The organism is Peptostreptococcus porci, from assembly GCF_009695815.1.
GTDB classification, from domain to species: Bacteria; Bacillota; Clostridia; order Peptostreptococcales; family Peptostreptococcaceae; genus Peptostreptococcus; species Peptostreptococcus porci.
The window spans coordinates 148369-166532 of record NZ_VUNE01000001.1 but is presented as its reverse complement, the minus strand read 5'-3'; the positions used below and the strand labels follow the sequence as shown (position 1 = coordinate 166532).

General features: G+C 33.5%; 16 protein-coding genes. 1 reads left to right on the top strand and 15 read right to left on the bottom strand.

Annotated features, from left to right (window positions below):
* The first annotated feature begins 83 nt into the window (after nt 1–83).
* The gene (locus FYJ71_RS00710) at nt 84–1529 is read left to right on the top strand and encodes an aminoacyl-histidine dipeptidase (protein ID WP_154536938.1); all 1446 of its coding nucleotides are present in this window, start codon (nt 84–86) and stop codon (nt 1527–1529) included.
* An 81-nt stretch (nt 1530–1610) separates the two neighbouring features.
* On the opposite strand, the gene FYJ71_RS00705 is transcribed toward FYJ71_RS00710, so the two are convergent.
* The 15 genes from FYJ71_RS00705 to FYJ71_RS00635 all read right to left on the bottom strand — a co-directional run bounded on the left by FYJ71_RS00705 (nt 1611) and on the right by FYJ71_RS00635 (nt 18162).
* A complete protein-coding gene (locus FYJ71_RS00705) occupies nt 1611–2465 on the bottom strand; it encodes a DegV family protein (protein WP_154536937.1) in 855 nt (284 codons plus the stop codon).
* Nucleotides 2466–2499: 34 nt separating this feature from the next.
* Nucleotides 2500–2970 carry a tRNA (uridine(34)/cytosine(34)/5-carboxymethylaminomethyluridine(34)-2'-O)-methyltransferase TrmL gene (gene trmL / locus FYJ71_RS00700; protein ID WP_154536936.1) on the bottom strand — a complete coding sequence of 157 codons (471 nt, stop codon included), beginning with the start codon at nt 2968–2970 and terminating at the stop codon, nt 2500–2502.
* Nucleotides 2971–3033: 63 nt separating this feature from the next.
* A complete protein-coding gene (nth, locus tag FYJ71_RS00695) occupies nt 3034–3678 on the bottom strand; it encodes an endonuclease III (protein ID WP_154536935.1) in 645 nt (214 codons plus the stop codon).
* Between the two features lie 33 nt (nt 3679–3711).
* Entirely contained in the window at nt 3712–5367 is a 1656-nt protein-coding gene (locus FYJ71_RS00690) for a nucleoside kinase (RefSeq protein WP_154536934.1), read from the bottom strand.
* A 54-nt stretch (nt 5368–5421) separates the two neighbouring features.
* A complete protein-coding gene (lepB, locus tag FYJ71_RS00685) occupies nt 5422–6024 on the bottom strand; it encodes a signal peptidase I (protein ID WP_235899029.1) in 603 nt (200 codons plus the stop codon).
* 38 nt (nt 6025–6062) lie between these two features.
* Nucleotides 6063–7496, bottom strand: coding sequence for an RsmB/NOP family class I SAM-dependent RNA methyltransferase (locus FYJ71_RS00680; protein WP_154536933.1), 1434 nt, complete (start codon nt 7494–7496; stop codon nt 6063–6065).
* A complete protein-coding gene (locus FYJ71_RS00675; RefSeq protein WP_154536932.1) occupies nt 7483–8076 on the bottom strand; it encodes a DUF3867 family protein in 594 nt (197 codons plus the stop codon). The genes FYJ71_RS00680 and FYJ71_RS00675 overlap by 14 nt, the downstream gene beginning before the upstream one ends.
* A gap of 140 nt (nt 8077–8216) precedes the next feature.
* On the bottom strand, nt 8217–9242 hold the full coding sequence (locus FYJ71_RS00670; protein ID WP_154536931.1) for a hypothetical protein: 1026 nt from the start codon (nt 9240–9242) through the stop codon (nt 8217–8219).
* Nucleotides 9243–9262: 20 nt separating this feature from the next.
* Nucleotides 9263–10087: a carbon-nitrogen hydrolase family protein gene (locus FYJ71_RS00665; protein ID WP_154536930.1), complete on the bottom strand. Its 825-nt coding sequence runs from the start codon at nt 10085–10087 to the stop codon at nt 9263–9265.
* Nucleotides 10088–10300: 213 nt separating this feature from the next.
* Nucleotides 10301–11725 carry an adenylosuccinate lyase gene (gene purB / locus FYJ71_RS00660; protein WP_154536929.1) on the bottom strand — a complete coding sequence of 475 codons (1425 nt, stop codon included), beginning with the start codon at nt 11723–11725 and terminating at the stop codon, nt 10301–10303.
* 105 nt (nt 11726–11830) lie between these two features.
* The gene (locus FYJ71_RS00655; protein WP_154536928.1) at nt 11831–13108 is read right to left on the bottom strand and encodes an adenylosuccinate synthase; all 1278 of its coding nucleotides are present in this window, start codon (nt 13106–13108) and stop codon (nt 11831–11833) included.
* 370 nt (nt 13109–13478) lie between these two features.
* On the bottom strand, nt 13479–14405 hold the full coding sequence (trxB, locus tag FYJ71_RS00650; protein ID WP_154536927.1) for a thioredoxin-disulfide reductase: 927 nt from the start codon (nt 14403–14405) through the stop codon (nt 13479–13481).
* Nucleotides 14406–14517: 112 nt separating this feature from the next.
* Nucleotides 14518–15882: a glucose-6-phosphate dehydrogenase gene (gene zwf / locus FYJ71_RS00645; protein ID WP_154536926.1), complete on the bottom strand. Its 1365-nt coding sequence runs from the start codon at nt 15880–15882 to the stop codon at nt 14518–14520.
* Entirely contained in the window at nt 15872–17305 is a 1434-nt protein-coding gene (gene gndA / locus FYJ71_RS00640) for an NADP-dependent phosphogluconate dehydrogenase (RefSeq protein WP_154536925.1), read from the bottom strand. Before gndA ends, zwf begins: the two co-directional genes overlap by 11 nt.
* A gap of 392 nt (nt 17306–17697) precedes the next feature.
* On the bottom strand, nt 17698–18162 hold the full coding sequence (locus FYJ71_RS00635) for a dCTP deaminase/dUTPase family protein (RefSeq protein WP_154536924.1): 465 nt from the start codon (nt 18160–18162) through the stop codon (nt 17698–17700).
* Nucleotides 18163–18164: the final 2 nt, after the last annotated feature.

The following is an 18164-nucleotide window of genomic DNA, read 5'->3' as shown; positions in this document are numbered from 1 at the left end:
CGTGTATATATTATAATTTAAGTATATACATTATTGATTAATAAAAATTTATTATATCAGAATGTTTGGAGGGGGTGTATGAATTGAAATACGTTACAAATGGACTATATCCAGAAAAGGTATTTAAAAATTTCGAAGATATTTCAAAAATTCCAAGAGGTTCTGGAAATGAAAAAGCAATTAGCGACTACATTGTTGAATTGGCTAAGAAAAACAATCTTTTCGTAAGACAAGATGAACACAACAACGTTGTAGTTAAAAAGAAAGCCACAAATGACAGCAAAAACACGGTGATGCTACAAGCTCATATAGATATGGTTACAGAAGCTGGTGAGGGATCAAATCACGACTTCCTTGTAGATCCTATCGAACTGATAATTGAAGGTAACAAATTACGTGCCAACAACACTACATTGGGAGCAGATGATGGAATAGGTGTCGCATACATGATGTCAATTATTGAAAGCTCGGACATATCACACCCAAATCTTGAATTAGTATTCACATCTGATGAAGAGGTTGGACTTGTAGGAGTTACTAAATTGGATTTTTCCGATCTTGAATCAAGTTATGTGCTTAATCTAGATTCTGAAGAAGAAGATTTTATCCTGGTAGGTTGTGCTGGTGCGGTTGACTCAATAGTTTCATTGAAAAAAGAATACAAACCATCCATACCTTCTAATATTGCTCTTGAAATTAATGTAAAGGGTCTGACTGGTGGCCACTCCGGAATGGATATAGACAAAGAAAGAGGAAACTCTAATGTAATACTAGGTAGAATTCTTAACTCGATCACATATGACTTTGACCTGTTCTCTATAAATGGTGGTTCAAAAAGAAATGTAATACCGAGAAAAAGTGAAGCAGTCATATCTGTAAGTCCTGATAATCTGGAAAATGTGGTTAAAGAAATCCAGAAAATGTCTGCAAAAATTCAAAAGGAACAGTATCCTGTAGATCCAAATCTAAAAATAGAGCTGAGAAGATCTGCACCAACATCTTTTAAGGTATTTACTGAGGACTGTAAATCAAAAATTATCGGATTGATGTTATTGATTCCAAATGGAGTAATTTCTATGTCTACTACAATAGAAAATTGCGTGGAAACATCTACTAACTTTGCCGTTATAAATGAGACTCCAACCTCAATTGAATTTTTAAACCTTACAAGAAGCTCAATGCAGTCAAAAAAAGATTATGTAACTACATTAATAGAAACTGTTGCAAAATCATTTAATGCAAATGTCGAAATCACCCCTGGATATCCAGCATGGGAGCATAATGCTAACTCAAGTCTGGAAAAATTATCTGTAGAGGTTTATAACAAATTATTCTCAAAAAAACCAGAGGTCGTAGTTATGCACTGCGGACTTGAAAGCGGAATCTTACTAAGTAAATTAAAACAAAAAGCCGAGTCAATTTCAATCGGACCTAATACATTTAATGTACATTCTCCCGATGAGTATGTAGAAATATCATCAGTTGGTAAGATGTGGGACTATCTAATTGAAATACTAAAAAATTTATAAATTTATAAAAATAAACCCTTCCTACATAAAGTATTTATAAGTCATCATAAGGCTAAATACTTTATGTTAGAAGGGTTTCTATTATTTTTTATTTTTGAATGCTATTATACCTGTAACTCCTGCACCTCCATGTGTTCCTATTCCACACCCTATTTGGAAGTATTTTATTTCTTTTGGTTTTAATTCTTGAACAACTTTTTCTTCAAGCCTATCTCTTTCCTTTATATCGTCTGTATATCCTATAAATGCAATCTGATCTGATAAATCAGTTACTCCATTTGTTTTTGCAAGCTCAACAATCTTTGAAGCTACGTTTTTCTTCCCTCTCGCATTTAAAATATTTTCAACCAAGCCATCTTTTATTATGCAAATTGGCTTTATTCCCAAAACACTACCTATAATTGCCTTTGTTGATGAAATTCTACCACCTCTAGTCAAATATTCTAAATCATCACAAGCAAAAGATACATATACATCATTTTTTATTTTCTCAATTTCTTCAACTATTTCATCAATATTTTTCCCCATTTGAACCAATTCAGCAGCTCTTATAACCATCACTGCTATTCCAAAGCACAATGAATTAGAATCGATTATCCTTATATCACCATTCTCAATTTCATTTTTTGCCATCATAGCACTTTGAATAGTTCCTGTAGATGCTGAAGATGCCGCAATATAAATTATTTTTTCACCCTTGTCAGTGTATTTTTTAAATGTTTCATAAAAATCCGAAAAAGTAATTTGAGAAGTTTTTGGAAGTATTTTATCTTCTCTTATCATTTTGTAAAATTCATCCGGTTGAATATCAACCCTATCCTTGTATTGTTTGTCACCAATTATTACATTAAGTGGAATCATTTCAATATCATATTTATCAATGTATTCCTGCGTAATATCAGAAAGACTATCACATATTATTTTTATTTTCTCCATCTAATATATCTCCTTCTATTTTTTACAGTAATGATTATACCATTTCTGGATATCCCAACTGTCTCAAAGCCTCATATACTACAATCGCAACTGAATTTGACAAATTCAAGCACCTAGCACCTTCAATTCCCAGCATAGGTATTCTCATACAGTTATCAATATTTTCTTCAATAATCTCCTTTGGCAACCCCTTTGTTTCCTTCCCGAAAACTAAAAAGCACCCGTCTTCAAACTTCACTTCAGAATGAGCCTTTTTACCTCTTATTGAAGAGTAATAGTACTTTGCATCTGGAAATTTTCTTTTCAATTCATCAAAATTATCGTAATACTGTATGTTTGCTATATCCCAATAGTCCAATCCACATCTTTTCAAATGCTTGTCGTCCAATGAAAACCCAAGTGGTTTTATCAAATGTAAAACCGCACCCGTATTAGCACAAGTTCGGATTATATTTCCAGTATTATGAGGAATCTCTGGTTCATATAAAACTATATTTAAAGCCATAACAATCTGCTCCTTTTTCACTTATAATCAATACATATTATATTAACATATTATCGTAATCATTTAAATATTACTCTTAAAAAAATTACAATATTCCGTTATATTGCAATTTTCGCACTCCGGTTTTCTAGCCTTACAGATTCTTCTTCCGTGAAAAATAAGCAAATGATGTGAATGTGTCCATCTATCCTTTGGTATTGCTTTCATCAATGCAAACTCTGTCTTTTCAGGAGTGTTTTCTTTAACTATTCCAATTCTATTACTCACTCTAAACACATGCGTATCCACAGCAATCGCGGGAACATTGAAAGCATTACTCAAAACGACACCTGCTGTTTTCCTGCCTACACCAGGTAACTTCACTAAATCATCCAAATTATCGGGAACATTTCCATCAAACTCTTCGCATATCATCAACGAAGTATCTTTAATTTTTTGTGCCTTGCTTTTATATAGTCCGCAGGTTTTTATTTCATTCTCTATAGTCTTTATTGGAAGGCTTTTAAAAGCCTCCGGAGTGTTGTATTTTTTAAACAGCTCACTGGTTACAATATTGACTCTGACATCCGTACATTGTGCTGAAAGTATAGTCGCTATAAGCAATTCGAAAGCACTACTATGTTCAAGCTCACAGTGGGCATTTGGATGCAAAAGCATTAACCTATCCAAGATTTCAATATTTTCTTTTTTTGTCTTTTTTCTAGCCATTATTAATTATCCTTTGTCATTTTTTTAGGTAAATTAAACGAGAATCCTGCTACCACCGATAAATTCTCTAATGATTGATGTTGGTCCTATGTCTCCCAAATCTGTTATCTCATCAAAATACTGAAGCATCTTTCTCAATCGCATAGCCTCTAGGTAGTTCGGACTTTCAGTATCGATGCTTTTTAAAAGATTATCCGCAATTGGCTTAAGCACCGATAGCTCATAAACACTTGCAGAGTTAAACATTATATCAGCTTCTTCTTGATATGGGAAGATATTTTTGATTTCGCCAGCTCTAACAGATGGCCAAATTTCAATGGTTTGTTCTGCATTTAATCCTCTGAATGAATTATCTCTAACCATCCTTCTCAGCAACCTTAAATCTGAAGTTGAAATTCTGTTATGGTCATCCAAATTGACCTGAGTAATAACACTGATATATATTTTATACTTAAATTCGTCCTCTATTCCCTTTGTTAAAATAGGATTTAGGCAATGAATACCTTCAAGAATTATCGGCTGTCCTTTTTTCACTGATAACTGCTCTCCAGTATAAACTCTTTTTCCTTCTATAAAATCAAACTTTATTCTTTCTATTTCTTCACCATTAATTAATTTATCGAGATCTTCATTAAATTTTTCTAAATCGATCGAATAAATCGACTCATAATCATATTTCCCATGCTCATCCAATGGTGTAAGCTTTCTATCGATAAAATAATCATCAAGTGAAATTGGTAATGGATTTACACCTATCACCTTCAGCTGAGTCGATAGTCGTTGCGCAAAGCTGGTTTTACCAGACGATGACGGAGCAGCAATCAATATTACCTTACTATTTTTTTCTACAATTTTTTCAGCTATTTCAGCTATTTTCTTCTCATGAAGAGCCTCTACTGTTCTAATCATCTCACCATAGCGACCTTCCTCAATAATCTGATTGAGATCCACCACATTGAAAATTCCTAGCGTATTTGACCATTCCTCACTTTCATTATATATTTCAGACAGTTTAACGTGTTCCTTTAACTCTGTAGTAGTTCCTTTGACTCCATTTTTAGGTCCCAATATGATAAGTCCCTTAGACATTTTTGCCACATCGATATCCGTCAAATATCCTGTTGTTGGAAACATATATCCATAAAAGTAGTCCATATATCCGTTGCATTCATAAACTCTCGTCAAATCATCCTTTCTATATTTTAGAAGCTCTGATTTTTCAATACGACCCAAATTTTCAAATAAATCAATCGCCTGATCATTTGTCATATATTTACAAACAATTGGATAATCATTTTTCACAATATTGATCATTTCCATTTTAATATTTGCTATATCATCCTCTGACAAAAGGTGACCATTTTCTATCTCGCAATACAATCCATCTCCCAATGAATGCTTTATCGACACCCTGCTTTTTCCAAATAAATTTTGGGATGCTATTACTAGCAAAAGTGACAGTCCTCTAAAATATAGCCTGGTTCCATCTTCAGTAGTTGTATCCAAAAATTTTATGCTACAGCTTTTGTATATTATTCTATTAAGGTCATACAGTCTATTATCGATGATTCCCATGCAGATATGACCTTGATAGTTTTCCTCGACAAGCATTGCCAACTCACTCAGCTTTATCTTGTCCTTATCGACCTTTATTTCTCTACCATCAATATTAAAAACTAATCCTGACATACGTTTCTCCTCTTATGAAACAAGTTCAAGACACGAAATCTTGAACTCAAAAAACTAATTTACTTTACCTATGTTACTAAATGGAAGCAACCTGATTAATACGGTTCCAACCAATCTTTCCTGTGGTACAAAACCAACCTCCTGATATCTACTATCCAAGCTCCTCATTCTATTATCACCCATGCAGAAATAATGACCTTCGGGTACTACGGTGTCAATTGTACCTTCAGTTACATTATCAGAAGACATATAACTCTCTTTTAAGGTTTCTCCATTTACCTTGACCACACCATCCTTTATCACGATATGATCTCCTCCAACAGCAATAACTCTCTTTACCAAATCTTTTGTGCTACTGTCATCCTGTAAAATAAAGTCCATAATCTTTGATACAGAAGATTTTTCAGCACTTGTCGTGTTGATAGGCATAGTACTATCAAATACTACAATTGAACCTCTTTCAACTCCAGTGTACCTACTTATTCTATTTATAATCAAATAATCATTGTTATCTAATGTCGGATACATAGACAACCCGTCTACCCTAGTCGGTCTTATAAACTGAACTATTATCATTGCAAGGACTATAGCCATAACAAACATTTTAATCAATTCAAATATTTCATGGAACAATCCCTTACTCTTTTCACTTCTCAACGACTTCTCCTCTCTTCAGAAATTTGCATTCTAAATTTTTATTTTATTATTTTTCTAAGCCCTTTCGGATACTTGTTCTTTAAAACACCACCTGATTCCTTACACCATCCAATGGAAACATCATTAACGGCAATCAACACCCAGCCTCTTGATTTTCCAGATTGAATAGATTCACCCGATATAAATTTCATTATTTCCTCACTATCATGACCAAATGATTCAAAATGTTTTACATCACTAGTTTTAAGTGCCATTGCCAACGAATGAGATGGCTCAAATCTATTCTTCTTCAGTTCTCCTAACTGCAATCCTGACCTCAGTATCTTCACAGCTTTAAGCTCTGGAACATCATCAAATTCTTTGGGGTAAAAATACAACAATGTATTTTTCTTGACAATTTTACCGTTACCTAAAATTCTAAAAAAAGACGAATCAGCTCCAATACTCTGATTTAGAAAATCTAAAAACAATTTCTCCTCATTTTTGGAAATATTTTCATATTGATTTTGGCATTTACCATTTTTCGAACCTTTTTTTCTATTTTTTAATCTGGAAGCTTGTAAATACCCATTTGTAACCTTGTCTGATGCATCATCTAATTTGACACTCTTCATCAATCTGGCACAAAAATGACCTTCTCCACGGTCTTTATGGGGCCAAATTCTATCCATGGCTAATAGCTCTGCACCAGATTCTCGAATAAAATCATCAACAATATCTTCGTTTTCTCGCCTTGTAAAGGTACAGGTTGAATATATTAAAATGCCATTAGGCTTCAGCATTTCATATCCATCTCTAATCAAATATTTTTGAATTTCAACACACTCGTCAACCTTTTGAACTGACCAGTCTTTTATTGCATATTCATCTTTCCTAAACATCCCTTGACCAGAGCAAGGTGCGTCAATAAATACTTTATCAAAATAACCTTTAAAAAACTTTAACAACTCTTTCGAGCTAGAATTAGTTATTATAGAATTAATAGCTCCAAAACGCTCCAAGTTTTCTCCAAGAGCCTTTATTCTAGTTGTATTTATTTCATTTGAAAATAAAATGCCAGTGCCATTTAGTTTGGACAATATATATGTCGATTTTCCCCCAGGTGCAGCACATAAATCAAGTATTTTCTCGCCCTCTTTTATTTCTGTATTTCCAACTACACTCATTGCAGACGGCTCTTGAATATAGTATGCACCAGCGTCATGAAAATAACACTTCCCTGGATTTTCATCTTCACTCACATAATATCCTTCATCAGACCATCCAATAGAATCATCCGATCCATACGAGTAATCGATATTGAAAAGTGAAAGCTTTTTAAACTCATCCACAGCTATTTTCAATGTATTAATTCTAATTGAATTGGTTTTATTTTCATCATATGAAGAAATAAAATCACTGTATTCATCTCCAAGCAGTGTCTTCATTTCAGCTTTAAACTCTACTGGAAGAATATCCCTAATGATACTCATACTGACTTGTCGCCTCGCAAATAGTAACCATTATAGGCTTTTCTCTTGAAGACCTATAATGAGCCAGAGCTTTATTGACGCTATCATCGCTAAAATCTATCTTTTTCTCGCTTATCAATGTCACTTTATCCTCCTCTAACAGCATTCTTATATCATTTACATCATTTTTAATAGCTAATTCCAGTATTTTATTCTCTTTTAGGTTCTTTTCATACAAATCGTAAAATCCTAGTCTGTTCAACATTGCACGATTTTTTTCTCTCTCATCCTTTTTTAATGCTCCAATGTCACCAGTAACTTCGTTATCGGTAAATAGGTGTTCTTTTATATTATCTTGTATACTGTCAATGTCCAATCCATATCTTAATAGTAGTTCCTTTTCAATCTCATCAAATTTAACAGGCGAAAAATTATTTTCATTCATATACTGATTCAATCTTCTCGAAACTTCAAACATACTTGCTTGGCCAATATTGAATTCGTACATCAAATCACTAATAAAATCCTCAAATTTGTCCACCTCAAACGAATTAACCTTTGGTTTTCTTTTACTAAAGCTTATTACCTTATCATCAGACATAATGATTCCTCCAAACTTAATTTGTCAATAATATTAAAATAATAATTCACTAAAAATAATCTTATCCTAGATTATAATTGTTACAACGATTATATATTCGTATACTTTATTATAGCTTAAATTGATCTATATCTTAACCCTCAATTATATTTACTTTTGTCATTTGGTACATCATCAATTTTATTTGCCACTTCAATATTGTGATTTTCATCCTCATCAATTTTATCTATCACTTCAATATCGTGATTTTCATCCTCATCAATTTTATCTATCACTTCAATATCGTGATTTTCATCCTCATCAATTTTATCAGTCACCTCAATATCGTAGCCTTCATCTCCAAAAACTTCACATACGTTAATTTTCCTTATGTATATTTCCTTACTAGCGTCTATTTCAAACCTTTCTCTTATTTCATCAATATTATATAATAATTTTTCATAATACACGTTTGAAAAATATGTAACTACCTCTGGAGTAATAAGTACCAAGTAAGCTACCATCAAACCGTAAAATAAGTAAATATTTCTTAACTTGTACGAGATTACAGCACAAATTATTGAAAATACAATCGACACTATGCAAATACCTAAAAACATTTTTACAATTTTGCTTTTCAGTTCTTTTGAAAGATATCTTGAAATCTTCATAGATTTTACAATACCAAGTTTTTCAAAATTAGTGCCTATAATATACGGAGAAAATACATATCTAGTGGCTATCGTAAATCCTACAAATACAGTTATAACAAATATTATAAGAAGCATTGCAACCAATGAAAATTCATCCACCGAGTTAACAACTAGCAATATTGAAATCATAAATGAAGTAACAATTAACATGACAATCCCGACGAATAACATTATCAAGCCCATTATTATTCCAAACCCAATTAGCTTCGAATAGGTTTTAAAATTAATCCCAATATCTTTAAATTTTAATTTTTGGTTGTTGCCAACCTTTAATGCACAGTTTATTACAACTGCATAGAAGTAGAATTCAATAATAATTATAGGCAATAATAATATCGCATTTATCTTTGGGTGTTGTGGCAACAGTATCATAAGATTTGTCGCCATCAACAAAAACGAATAAATATAAAATAAAATTCTATTTCCCTTAATCTGAATTCTGCTTAATTTCAATATTTTTTTTCCTGACAGCATAAACATTCCCCCACATTTTTTTATTTTATTTCTATGCCATATTTATTTCTTTTCAAATGCTTGATAAGTGGAAGTTGTTCTCTTATACTAGACAATTTTCCCCCTGAAACATTTCCATAAATAATACACTCCTCTGTCTGTGCAGACGCCAATATAGTTCCCCAAGGATCAACTATTCTGGAATTTCCATAAGAAACATATGATGCGTTTTCATCTCTTGCAGGAGATGCAGCCACCATATATACTTGATTGTCAACCGCCCTCATCCTGACTGATATTTCCCAATGAGCTGGTCCCGTAGTCATGTTAAAGGCTGCAGGCAATACTATTAGCTCGGCACCTTTTTCTGACAACACTCTAAAATATTCTGGAAATCTAATATCATAGCAAATACCAATACCAATCTTCCCAAGCTCTGTATCAAACACTGCAAAATCGTCACCTGGAGATAGTACATCGCTCTCTTTAAAATACTGACCACCTTCAATGTTAATATCAAATAAATGCATTTTTCTGTGCTTTCCTATCAATTTGCCCTGTCTATCATAAAAATAGGAAGTGTTATAAATTTTTTCACCCTCTCGTTCAGGGATAGAACCTGCTACCAAGTATATTCCACAGTTTCTAGCAACCTCCATCATGGCAATAGAGGTATATCCAGGAAATTCTTCCGCATACACAGGAAAACATCCGTTATCATACGGACTGTTAAAAATTTCTGGCAACACAACTAATGCCGCACCATTTTGGGCAGCTTCTTCAATCATTTGAACGGCTTTACTTATATTTTTTTCTTTGTTATCTGTTGTCAACATCTGACATATCGCAACTTTAAAGTCCTTCATTATAACCACCTCTCAACCTATTATCAGAATAATCATTTATCATTAACTTTATTATATTACATTTTTAATTAACAGTCACTTAGATTTTTTATTAAAAAAAATATTCTGAAAAATATCCTATATCTTCTTTCAAAACAATAAAAAACACTGATATTATTCCAATCCATCAATGAATTTTCATAATATCAGTGTGATTTTCCATCAAATAACAGACTATACAGTTATCTCTGCATCGTCAATCATTTCAATTCCGTTCAACGCCACCTTAACTTCATTTTCCAAAAATTCTACAACCTGCATTGGAGCACATCCAACATAAAGTTCTGGCTTTAACACCTGTAGTATTTCGTCCTTTGTTATTCCAAATTCTGAATCATTTGCTATTCTATCGACCAAGTCGTTTTCTTTACCTTCGACCTTTACCATTCTAGCCGCTTCCAAAGAGTGTACTCTTATCCTTTCATGAAGCTCCTGTCTATTTCCACCCCTCTTAACAGCATCCATCATTATGTTTTCAGTTGCCATAAAAGGAAGCTCCTTCATCAATCTCTGTTCGATAACCTTTGGATAGACAACTAGCCCATCACTCACATTTGAACACAGGTTTAACACTGCATCAATAGCCAAAAATGCCTCAGGCACCGATATTCTCTTATTTGCAGAATCGTCCAATGTTCTCTCGAACCATTGTCCCGAAACAGTCATAGCGGGATTTATCATGTCTGCTATTACGTATCTCGAAAGCGATGCTATTCTTTCACTTCTCATCGGATTACGCTTATATGCCATAGCTGAGGATCCAATCTGATTTTTTTCAAATGGTTCCTCGATTTCTTTCAAATGCTGTAACAATCTGATATCATTAGAGAACTTTGTTGCAGACTGAGCAATACCAGCCAATATATTCACTACCTGACTGTCTATCTTTCTAGAATATGTCTGACCAGTTACGGCAAACACATCCTCGTATCCCATCTTGTTCGCTACAGTCTTATCTAGCTTTTTAACCTTTTCAAAATCACCATCAAATAATTCCAAAAATGAAGCCTGAGTACCTGTAGTTCCCTTGGCACCTCTCAGTCTTTTTCTTTGTAAAAAATCATTCAGAGCTTCAAGATCTAGCAAGAAATCTTGAATCCATAAAGTAGCTCTTTTTCCAACAGTTGTTGGTTGAGCAGGCTGATAATGAGTAAATCCAAGTGTCGGTAATGATTTATACTCATCAGCAAATTTTGACAGTGTCAATATAACCTTTGCCAATCTCTTTCTTACCAATTCAAGAGCCTCATACATAATTATCAAATCAGTATTATCTCCTACAAAGCAAGATGTAGCTCCTAAATGTATGATTCCTGCCGCCTTTGGACACTGAACACCGTAGGCATAGACGTGACTCATGACATCATGTCTAACCTCTTTTTCTCTAGCCTTTGCTACATCATAATTTATATCGTCCTTAAAACGCTTTAGTTCATCTATCTGTTCTTGTGTAATGTCAAGACCTAGCTCCATTTCAGTTTCTGCCAATGCTATCCACAGCCTTCTCCAGGTTTTAAACTTCTTGTCAGGAGAAAACAATTCCTGCATTTCCTTACTTGCATACCTAGATGTAAGCGGTGATTCATATGTATTTTTCATCAAAAGCCTCCATAATCTACAAAACATATTTCTAAAAGATGCAGACAAAATTAAATATCTGCATCTCGTTATTTTTCTCTAATAATTTATACGTTAAGCCACTGACTAAGGCATAACTATATACTGTTCTCTTTCAGGACCAACTGAAACATATTTTATCTTACAATCTACAACCTCTTCAATATACTTGATATAGTCTATTGCCTCTTTTGGAAGATCCTCTAGCTTTCTGCAATCAGAAATATCCTTCATCCAACCTTTTCTGTATTCATAAACTGGTTCTGCTTTGAATAATTTTTCTCCAATTGGAAATTCTGATAATTTTTCTCCATTGTACGTATATCCCACACAAACAGGAATTTCTTCCAAATATGAAAGAACATCTAGTTTAGTAAGTGCTATTTCATCAGATCCTTGAGCTCTTACACCGTATCTTGATGCAAGTATATCAAATCCACCAACTCTTCTTGGTCTTCCTGTAGCAGCACCATATTCATTTCCAGCTTTTCTAAGCTCCTCTGCTTTTTCTCCAAACATCTCCGCAGTAAATGGACCTTCTCCAACACAAGTTGAATAAGCCTTCATAATACCTATTGATTTTGTAAGTTTTAAGTTTGGAACTCCAGCACCTATTGGGGCATATGGAGCGATTGTAGATGATGATGATGTAAAAGGATAAATTCCAAAATCAATGTCTCTCAATGCACCCAACTGTGCCTCGAACATTATGTTCTTTCCATTTTTATTGGCTTCATTTAGGTACACACCAGTATCACAAACAAATTTCTTCGCAATATCGCCATACTCCTTCAGATATGACCACATTTCATCAAAGCATATCGGCTCCTGACCGTAGCCTTTTTCAATCATCAAATTTTTCCATTCGATGATGCCCTTAAGTCTGGATTTTAGATCCTCCTCACTGTCAAGAAGCTCACCCATTCTCAGACCTTTTTTCATATATTTATCTCCATATACCGGAGCTATACCTCTCTTTGTAGAACCGTACTTGGCATCAGCCAATCTTTCTTCCTCTAAGCAGTCTTGCTGTACATGATAAGGCATTACTATTATTGCTCTATCACTTATTTTTAAATTATCTGGTGATATTTCAATTCCAGCATCGATAAGCTTATTCATTTCGTTTACCAAGTGCTTTATGTCAATTACAACACCATTACCTATTACATTGACAACATCTGAACGTAAAATTCCAGAAGGTAGAAGATTAAGTATAAACTTACCTCTTTCATTCACTACTGTATGACCTGCGTTGTTTCCTCCCTGATATCTAACTACAATATCATAGTCTTCTGAAAGCAGGTCTACCATTCTTCCCTTACCTTCATCTCCCCAATTTATTCCTGTAATCGCTGTTAACATGATATACGTCCTTTCCAATACCTCATGAAATCATTTTGTATCCAAATACTATGGTTCATCACGGTAATCCAATTGAAGCATAGTTATCAGTACACAAATTTAAATGATTATTTTCACTATTATTTCAAAAAAAATCGTGTCCTATATGGATATGAAATTTTATATTGCAACAAACAAAATTTCCCACAAGAACACTGCCTATTACCTATAGATTATATCACAGCAATGGCAAATTAGTAAAGAGCAAATTGCGAATAATTTTAAATATGCTAAAATATATGTTCGTATTTTAAAACTCGCACAATCTATTATAAAGAGTGTGCGAGTTTCAAAATCAATTTAGGTATTAGCAATCGAATATCAATTCTATTTATTTGTTTTCAAGTATATATTTTTCCGCCGCATGAACAGCTATAGCGCCGTCTGCAGCTGCTGTTATAACCTGTCTCAAAGATTTTTGTCTTATATCTCCAACAGCATAAATTCCTGGAACACTAGTTTCGCAATCCTCATTCGTAATTACATATCCCTGCGGATTTAATTCAACTAAATCCTTAACCAAATCAGAAGTAGGAATACCTCCTATTGCAACGAATAATCCATCAAGGTCTAATTTTCTTTCTTCTCCAGTATTTTTATCTACTGTAGTAATATATTCAAGCTTATCTTGACCTACAATTTCCTTGATTGTGCTATTTAATACTGGCTCAACACCTGATTCAAATAATCTAGTCTGTAGAGTCTTATTCGCCCTAAATTCATCTCTTCTGTGGATAATATATACCTTCGATGCGATTCTTGATAGATAAAGGGCATCTTCAACTGCAGTATCTCCGCCACCGTTTACAGCCACTACCTTATTTCTGTAGAAGCCTCCATCACATATAGCACAATATCCAACACCTCTTCCAGTCAATTTTTCTTCATTATCAATTCCCAATTTTCTAGACGTAGATCCCATCGATAAAATTACAGTTCTAGCCAAAAATTCATCATTACCAGATATCAATTTTTTTAACCCATTGTCTAGTACCTCTATTGAATCAACACCCTTATATTCTATCTCTGCACCAAATTTCTTGGCATGCTCAAGCATTTTATTCGATAGTTCTATTCCATTAGTGTCTGGTAAAGCAGGAAAGTTTTCAATTTCATTAGTTGAAACCATCTGTCCGCCATGAAAATTCTTTTCTAATATCAACGTCTTTAGCTCTGCTCTTCCACCATATATCCCAGCAGTCATTCCTCCCGGTCCACTTCCAACAATAATAATGTCGTATATTTGTCTATCACTCATTTCATTACCTCCAAAACAACTAATTTTATATTATTTAGATCAATATGTTCCATAAACTTTTATATTCTATAGTTAGATTATACCCTTTTTTTATCATATAGAACACACTTATTTACAAACTTTCGGCAGGTCCCAAGCTTCCCTGCTCATAAATGAATAACTTATTTGAGTATTTTTTATAAGCTGATACGATTTCATTTATGTATTTCCAACTCAACTCAATATGATCCCACATTGAAAACAGACTCTTATCAGAATCCATACAGGCTTTTATCAGTCTTTCATAAGCTTCAGGTGTATTCATTCTATTTTCCAATATACAACTCTGACAAAAATCCATACTTACCTCTTGAATACTGTTTTCTGTACCTGGTTTTTTAATATTAAAATCAAATTTTACCCCTTCATCAGGCTGAATTTTTATTACCAATGTATTTCCTTTTTCTCTATCGTCAATGGCTTTGAAATTTATCACTACTTCACTTTCACGTCTTTCAAGCTTTTTGCCAGTTCTTAGAATAAACGGGACTCCATTCCACCTTTCATTTTCTATTTCCAGTTTCATAGATACAAACGTTTCAGTTTTAGAATTCTTGGACACCTTTGGTTCATCTAGATAACCTTTATATTGTCCCATAACTAGTCTTTCATCGATTTTACGAGAATTAATTTTCTTCAAGGATTTAAATACTTCGCTCTGAGAGGCTTTTATTGAAGCACTAGAAAAATCAACTGGTTTTTCCATTGCCACGATCGACATTATTTGAAACAGATGGTTTTGAATCATATCTGCCAATGCTCCACTCTTGTCGTAATATCCACCTCTGCTATCCACACCAAGTATTTCATATGCGTTGATTTCAACACTTTCAATAAATTCCTTATTCCAAATACCGTAAAAAACAGCATTCGAAAATCTCAAAGTCATAATATTTATAATCATCTCTTTCCCAAGATAGTGATCTATATGAAATATGTTTTCGTCTGAAAAGCAAGTTTTTAAATTAAAATATAGCTTCTCAGCGAGTTCCAAAGTTTCTCCAAATGGTTTTTCGATCATGACCTTTGCGTCGTTCGTTAAATTCGACAATTTCAATCCATCTGTTATCGGAGCAAACAATTGAGGAGATACAGCATAGTAATAAATTAAACTGTCTGTATTGAGCTTTGATTTTCTCAAAAATTCTCCCAAGCCATCATACATATTGATATCGTTCATATCCATCTCATAATAATGTATCATATCCAAAAAAAGCTCCACTTTTTCTTCGGTATGAGCAACTCTGGAAAATTTAATAACCCAGTCCTTTATTATGTCTCTATATTGATTATTTGTGAATCCTCTTCTACCAACACCAACTATTTTAAATCCGTCCTCCAGTTGATTTAGGCTGAATAAATTAAATAGCGAAGGAAATAATTTTCTATATGCCAAATCTCCAGTCCCACCAAATATAACTATTCCTTTAGTTTTCATTATTCCATTCATTATGATATACCCCCTCCTTGTCTATTCTCTCAAAGGTATGGGCTCCAAAATAATCTCTTTGAGCCTGAATCAAATTGGCACTACTATTTCCATTTGAATAAGAATAAATATATCCCAAAGCTGAATTCATGGCATTTGCTGGAATCCCAAGAGCCACTACTCTGGACATCAAGTCTCTAAAATCATCCATTCTTTCTCTTATTTCTTCTGAGAATATATCTGTAAATATCAAATTGTCTATATCTCCATCCTTCAAAAAAGCATCAGAAATATCATTTAAAAATTTTGCCCTAATTATGCATCCACCCCTAAATATTTTTGCTATCTCAGAAAAGTTCAGCTTCCAACCATATTCCTTTTGAGCAGACAATAGTAATTTAAATCCTTGAGCATATGCAACTATCTTTGAGATGTAAAGCGAATTTTTTACAAGTCTCACAAGCAACTCTCTATCTATGGTACTCGTATCAATACTTTTGAATTGACCGTTATAAATACCAAGACTTTCTCCAAATAATTTTTCTCCAATTTTTCTCTCATCCTTCAGATTAGACATAAACCTGGCATTAAGAGCAGATGTTATTACAGAAATATCAACACCAAGATTTATGGCTTCTAAATTTGTCCACTTACCAGTTCCTTTCTGAGAAGCCTTGTCTAGAATTTTGTCAAGTAAATAGTCATCTCCGTCTTTTTCTCCAAGTATGTTTGAAGTTATCTCAATCAAATAACTCTCCAGCTCGCTCTTATTCCAAGCCTTGAAAACTTCTTGCATTTCCTTATTATCCATTCCTCCCAAATTTTTAAGAATCCAATATGCCTCACTAATAAGCTGCATATCAGCATATTCTATTCCATTATGGACCATCTTCACATAATGACCTGCTCCGTTCTCGGAAATGTATCTACAACAAGGTTCACCATAAGCCTTTGCCGAAATACGTTCAAACATTTCGCTCACGTAATCATATGCTTCTTTTTTTCCACCTGGCATAATGGCAGGTCCAAATCGTGCCCCTTCTTCTCCTCCAGATATCCCGGCTCCAATAAAATTAATACCTCTTTCGCTCAGCTCTTTCGTTCTTCTTGTAGTATCTTTAAAATATGAATTTCCACCATCGATTATTATGTCGCCCTCCTCAACATAATCTAGTAGCTGTTGAATCATAGAATCAACAGGTTGCCCAGATTTTACCATAATAAAAACCCTTCTAGGTTTTTCAAGAGAGCCTACAAACTCCTTTAGCGAATATGTTGGGTATATATTTTCTCCAGCGTATTCTCTTTTCACTGTATCAACGACTGCTATAGTTCTATTAAATATTGAAACCTTGTATCCATTATCTGCAAAATTGAATGCCAAGTTTTTTCCCATTACCGACAATCCAATTACACCTATATTATTTTTCATAATTTTTCTCCTATCTAAACAAATATTTTTTATCCATTGTTGTTATTTACATTATATCATTTTTTAAATCGTATAAAAAAACCAAAACACATTAAAAACTTTTCTCAATTATTTAATACACTTTTTTATATGCTTTCAATCATAAAACCTATTTTGCAGAGTTATTCGTTTTTTTTGAAAAAACATCATTTTTATGAAAGCATTTAAATACAAAAAGAGCCTGCAACATCCGATAATATTTTTCTCGGAATATGCACGCTTTTCTGTGTAAGCCTCCGCGTAGAAGCTTACATAATAAAGTCATCGTTCACTCTATTATATTTGTTTTTAGGCATATCATTATGAACTCAACTACATTATATCATAATTTTCATTTTATAGCAAAGTGATTGTTATTTTCTACCCGTAGATCCTACTCCACCCAATCTCGTCTCTGAAGCAGGTCTATCATCATCCACTATGAGATATTTGATGAATATACCTTGAATAACTCTCTCTCCAGCCTTTATAACTACCTCTTCGTCAGTTAAATTTCTTAACATAAAGCCAATATTCCCATCATTGTCGGGATTTGAATAATAGTCCGAATCGATAATACCTGTAGTATTAGCCAACACCAAACCTCTTTTCATACCGATTGAGCTTCTGACATGAGTTGTTAAAACTTCATCTTCCAGCATATATGACTTTATATCTGTAAATATTACACCAGAATTGCCTCTCGGAGGAATAACTATATCGACTGGTGTAACTATATCATATCCTGCCGATTTTGAAGTGCCTCTTACAGGCAATATTATTTCTAAATCTGGATGCTTTCTAAATTTATCATCCACTAATTCAAAACCTCTAACCATAT

Coding starts and splice junctions, on each gene's coding strand:
- FYJ71_RS00690 (WP_154536934.1), bottom strand. CDS start 5,367: ATGTCAGGATTAGTTTTTAATATTGATGGTAGAGAAATAAAGGTCGAT.
- trmL (WP_154536936.1), bottom strand. CDS start 2,970: ATGGCTTTAAATATAGTTTTATATGAACCAGAGATTCCTCATAATACT.
- FYJ71_RS00675 (WP_154536932.1), bottom strand. CDS start 8,076: ATGTCTGATGATAAGGTAATAAGCTTTAGTAAAAGAAAACCAAAGGTT.
- gndA (WP_154536925.1), bottom strand. CDS start 17,305: ATGAAAAATAATATAGGTGTAATTGGATTGTCGGTAATGGGAAAAAAC.
- FYJ71_RS00670 (WP_154536931.1), bottom strand. CDS start 9,242: ATGCTGTCAGGAAAAAAAATATTGAAATTAAGCAGAATTCAGATTAAG.
- nth (WP_154536935.1), bottom strand. CDS start 3,678: ATGGCTAGAAAAAAGACAAAAAAAGAAAATATTGAAATCTTGGATAGG.
- FYJ71_RS00635 (WP_154536924.1), bottom strand. CDS start 18,162: ATGGTTAGAGGTTTTGAATTAGTGGATGATAAATTTAGAAAGCATCCA.
- FYJ71_RS00655 (WP_154536928.1), bottom strand. CDS start 13,108: ATGTTAACAGCGATTACAGGAATAAATTGGGGAGATGAAGGTAAGGGA.
- FYJ71_RS00665 (WP_154536930.1), bottom strand. CDS start 10,087: ATGAAGGACTTTAAAGTTGCGATATGTCAGATGTTGACAACAGATAAC.
- zwf (WP_154536926.1), bottom strand. CDS start 15,882: ATGAAAACTAAAGGAATAGTTATATTTGGTGGGACTGGAGATTTGGCA.
- FYJ71_RS00705 (WP_154536937.1), bottom strand. CDS start 2,465: ATGGAGAAAATAAAAATAATATGTGATAGTCTTTCTGATATTACGCAG.
- FYJ71_RS00680 (WP_154536933.1), bottom strand. CDS start 7,496: ATGAGTATCATTAGGGATATTCTTCCAGTAGAGTTTAAAGCTGAAATG.
- trxB (WP_154536927.1), bottom strand. CDS start 14,405: ATGAGTGATAGACAAATATACGACATTATTATTGTTGGAAGTGGACCG.
- purB (WP_154536929.1), bottom strand. CDS start 11,725: ATGAAAAATACATATGAATCACCGCTTACATCTAGGTATGCAAGTAAG.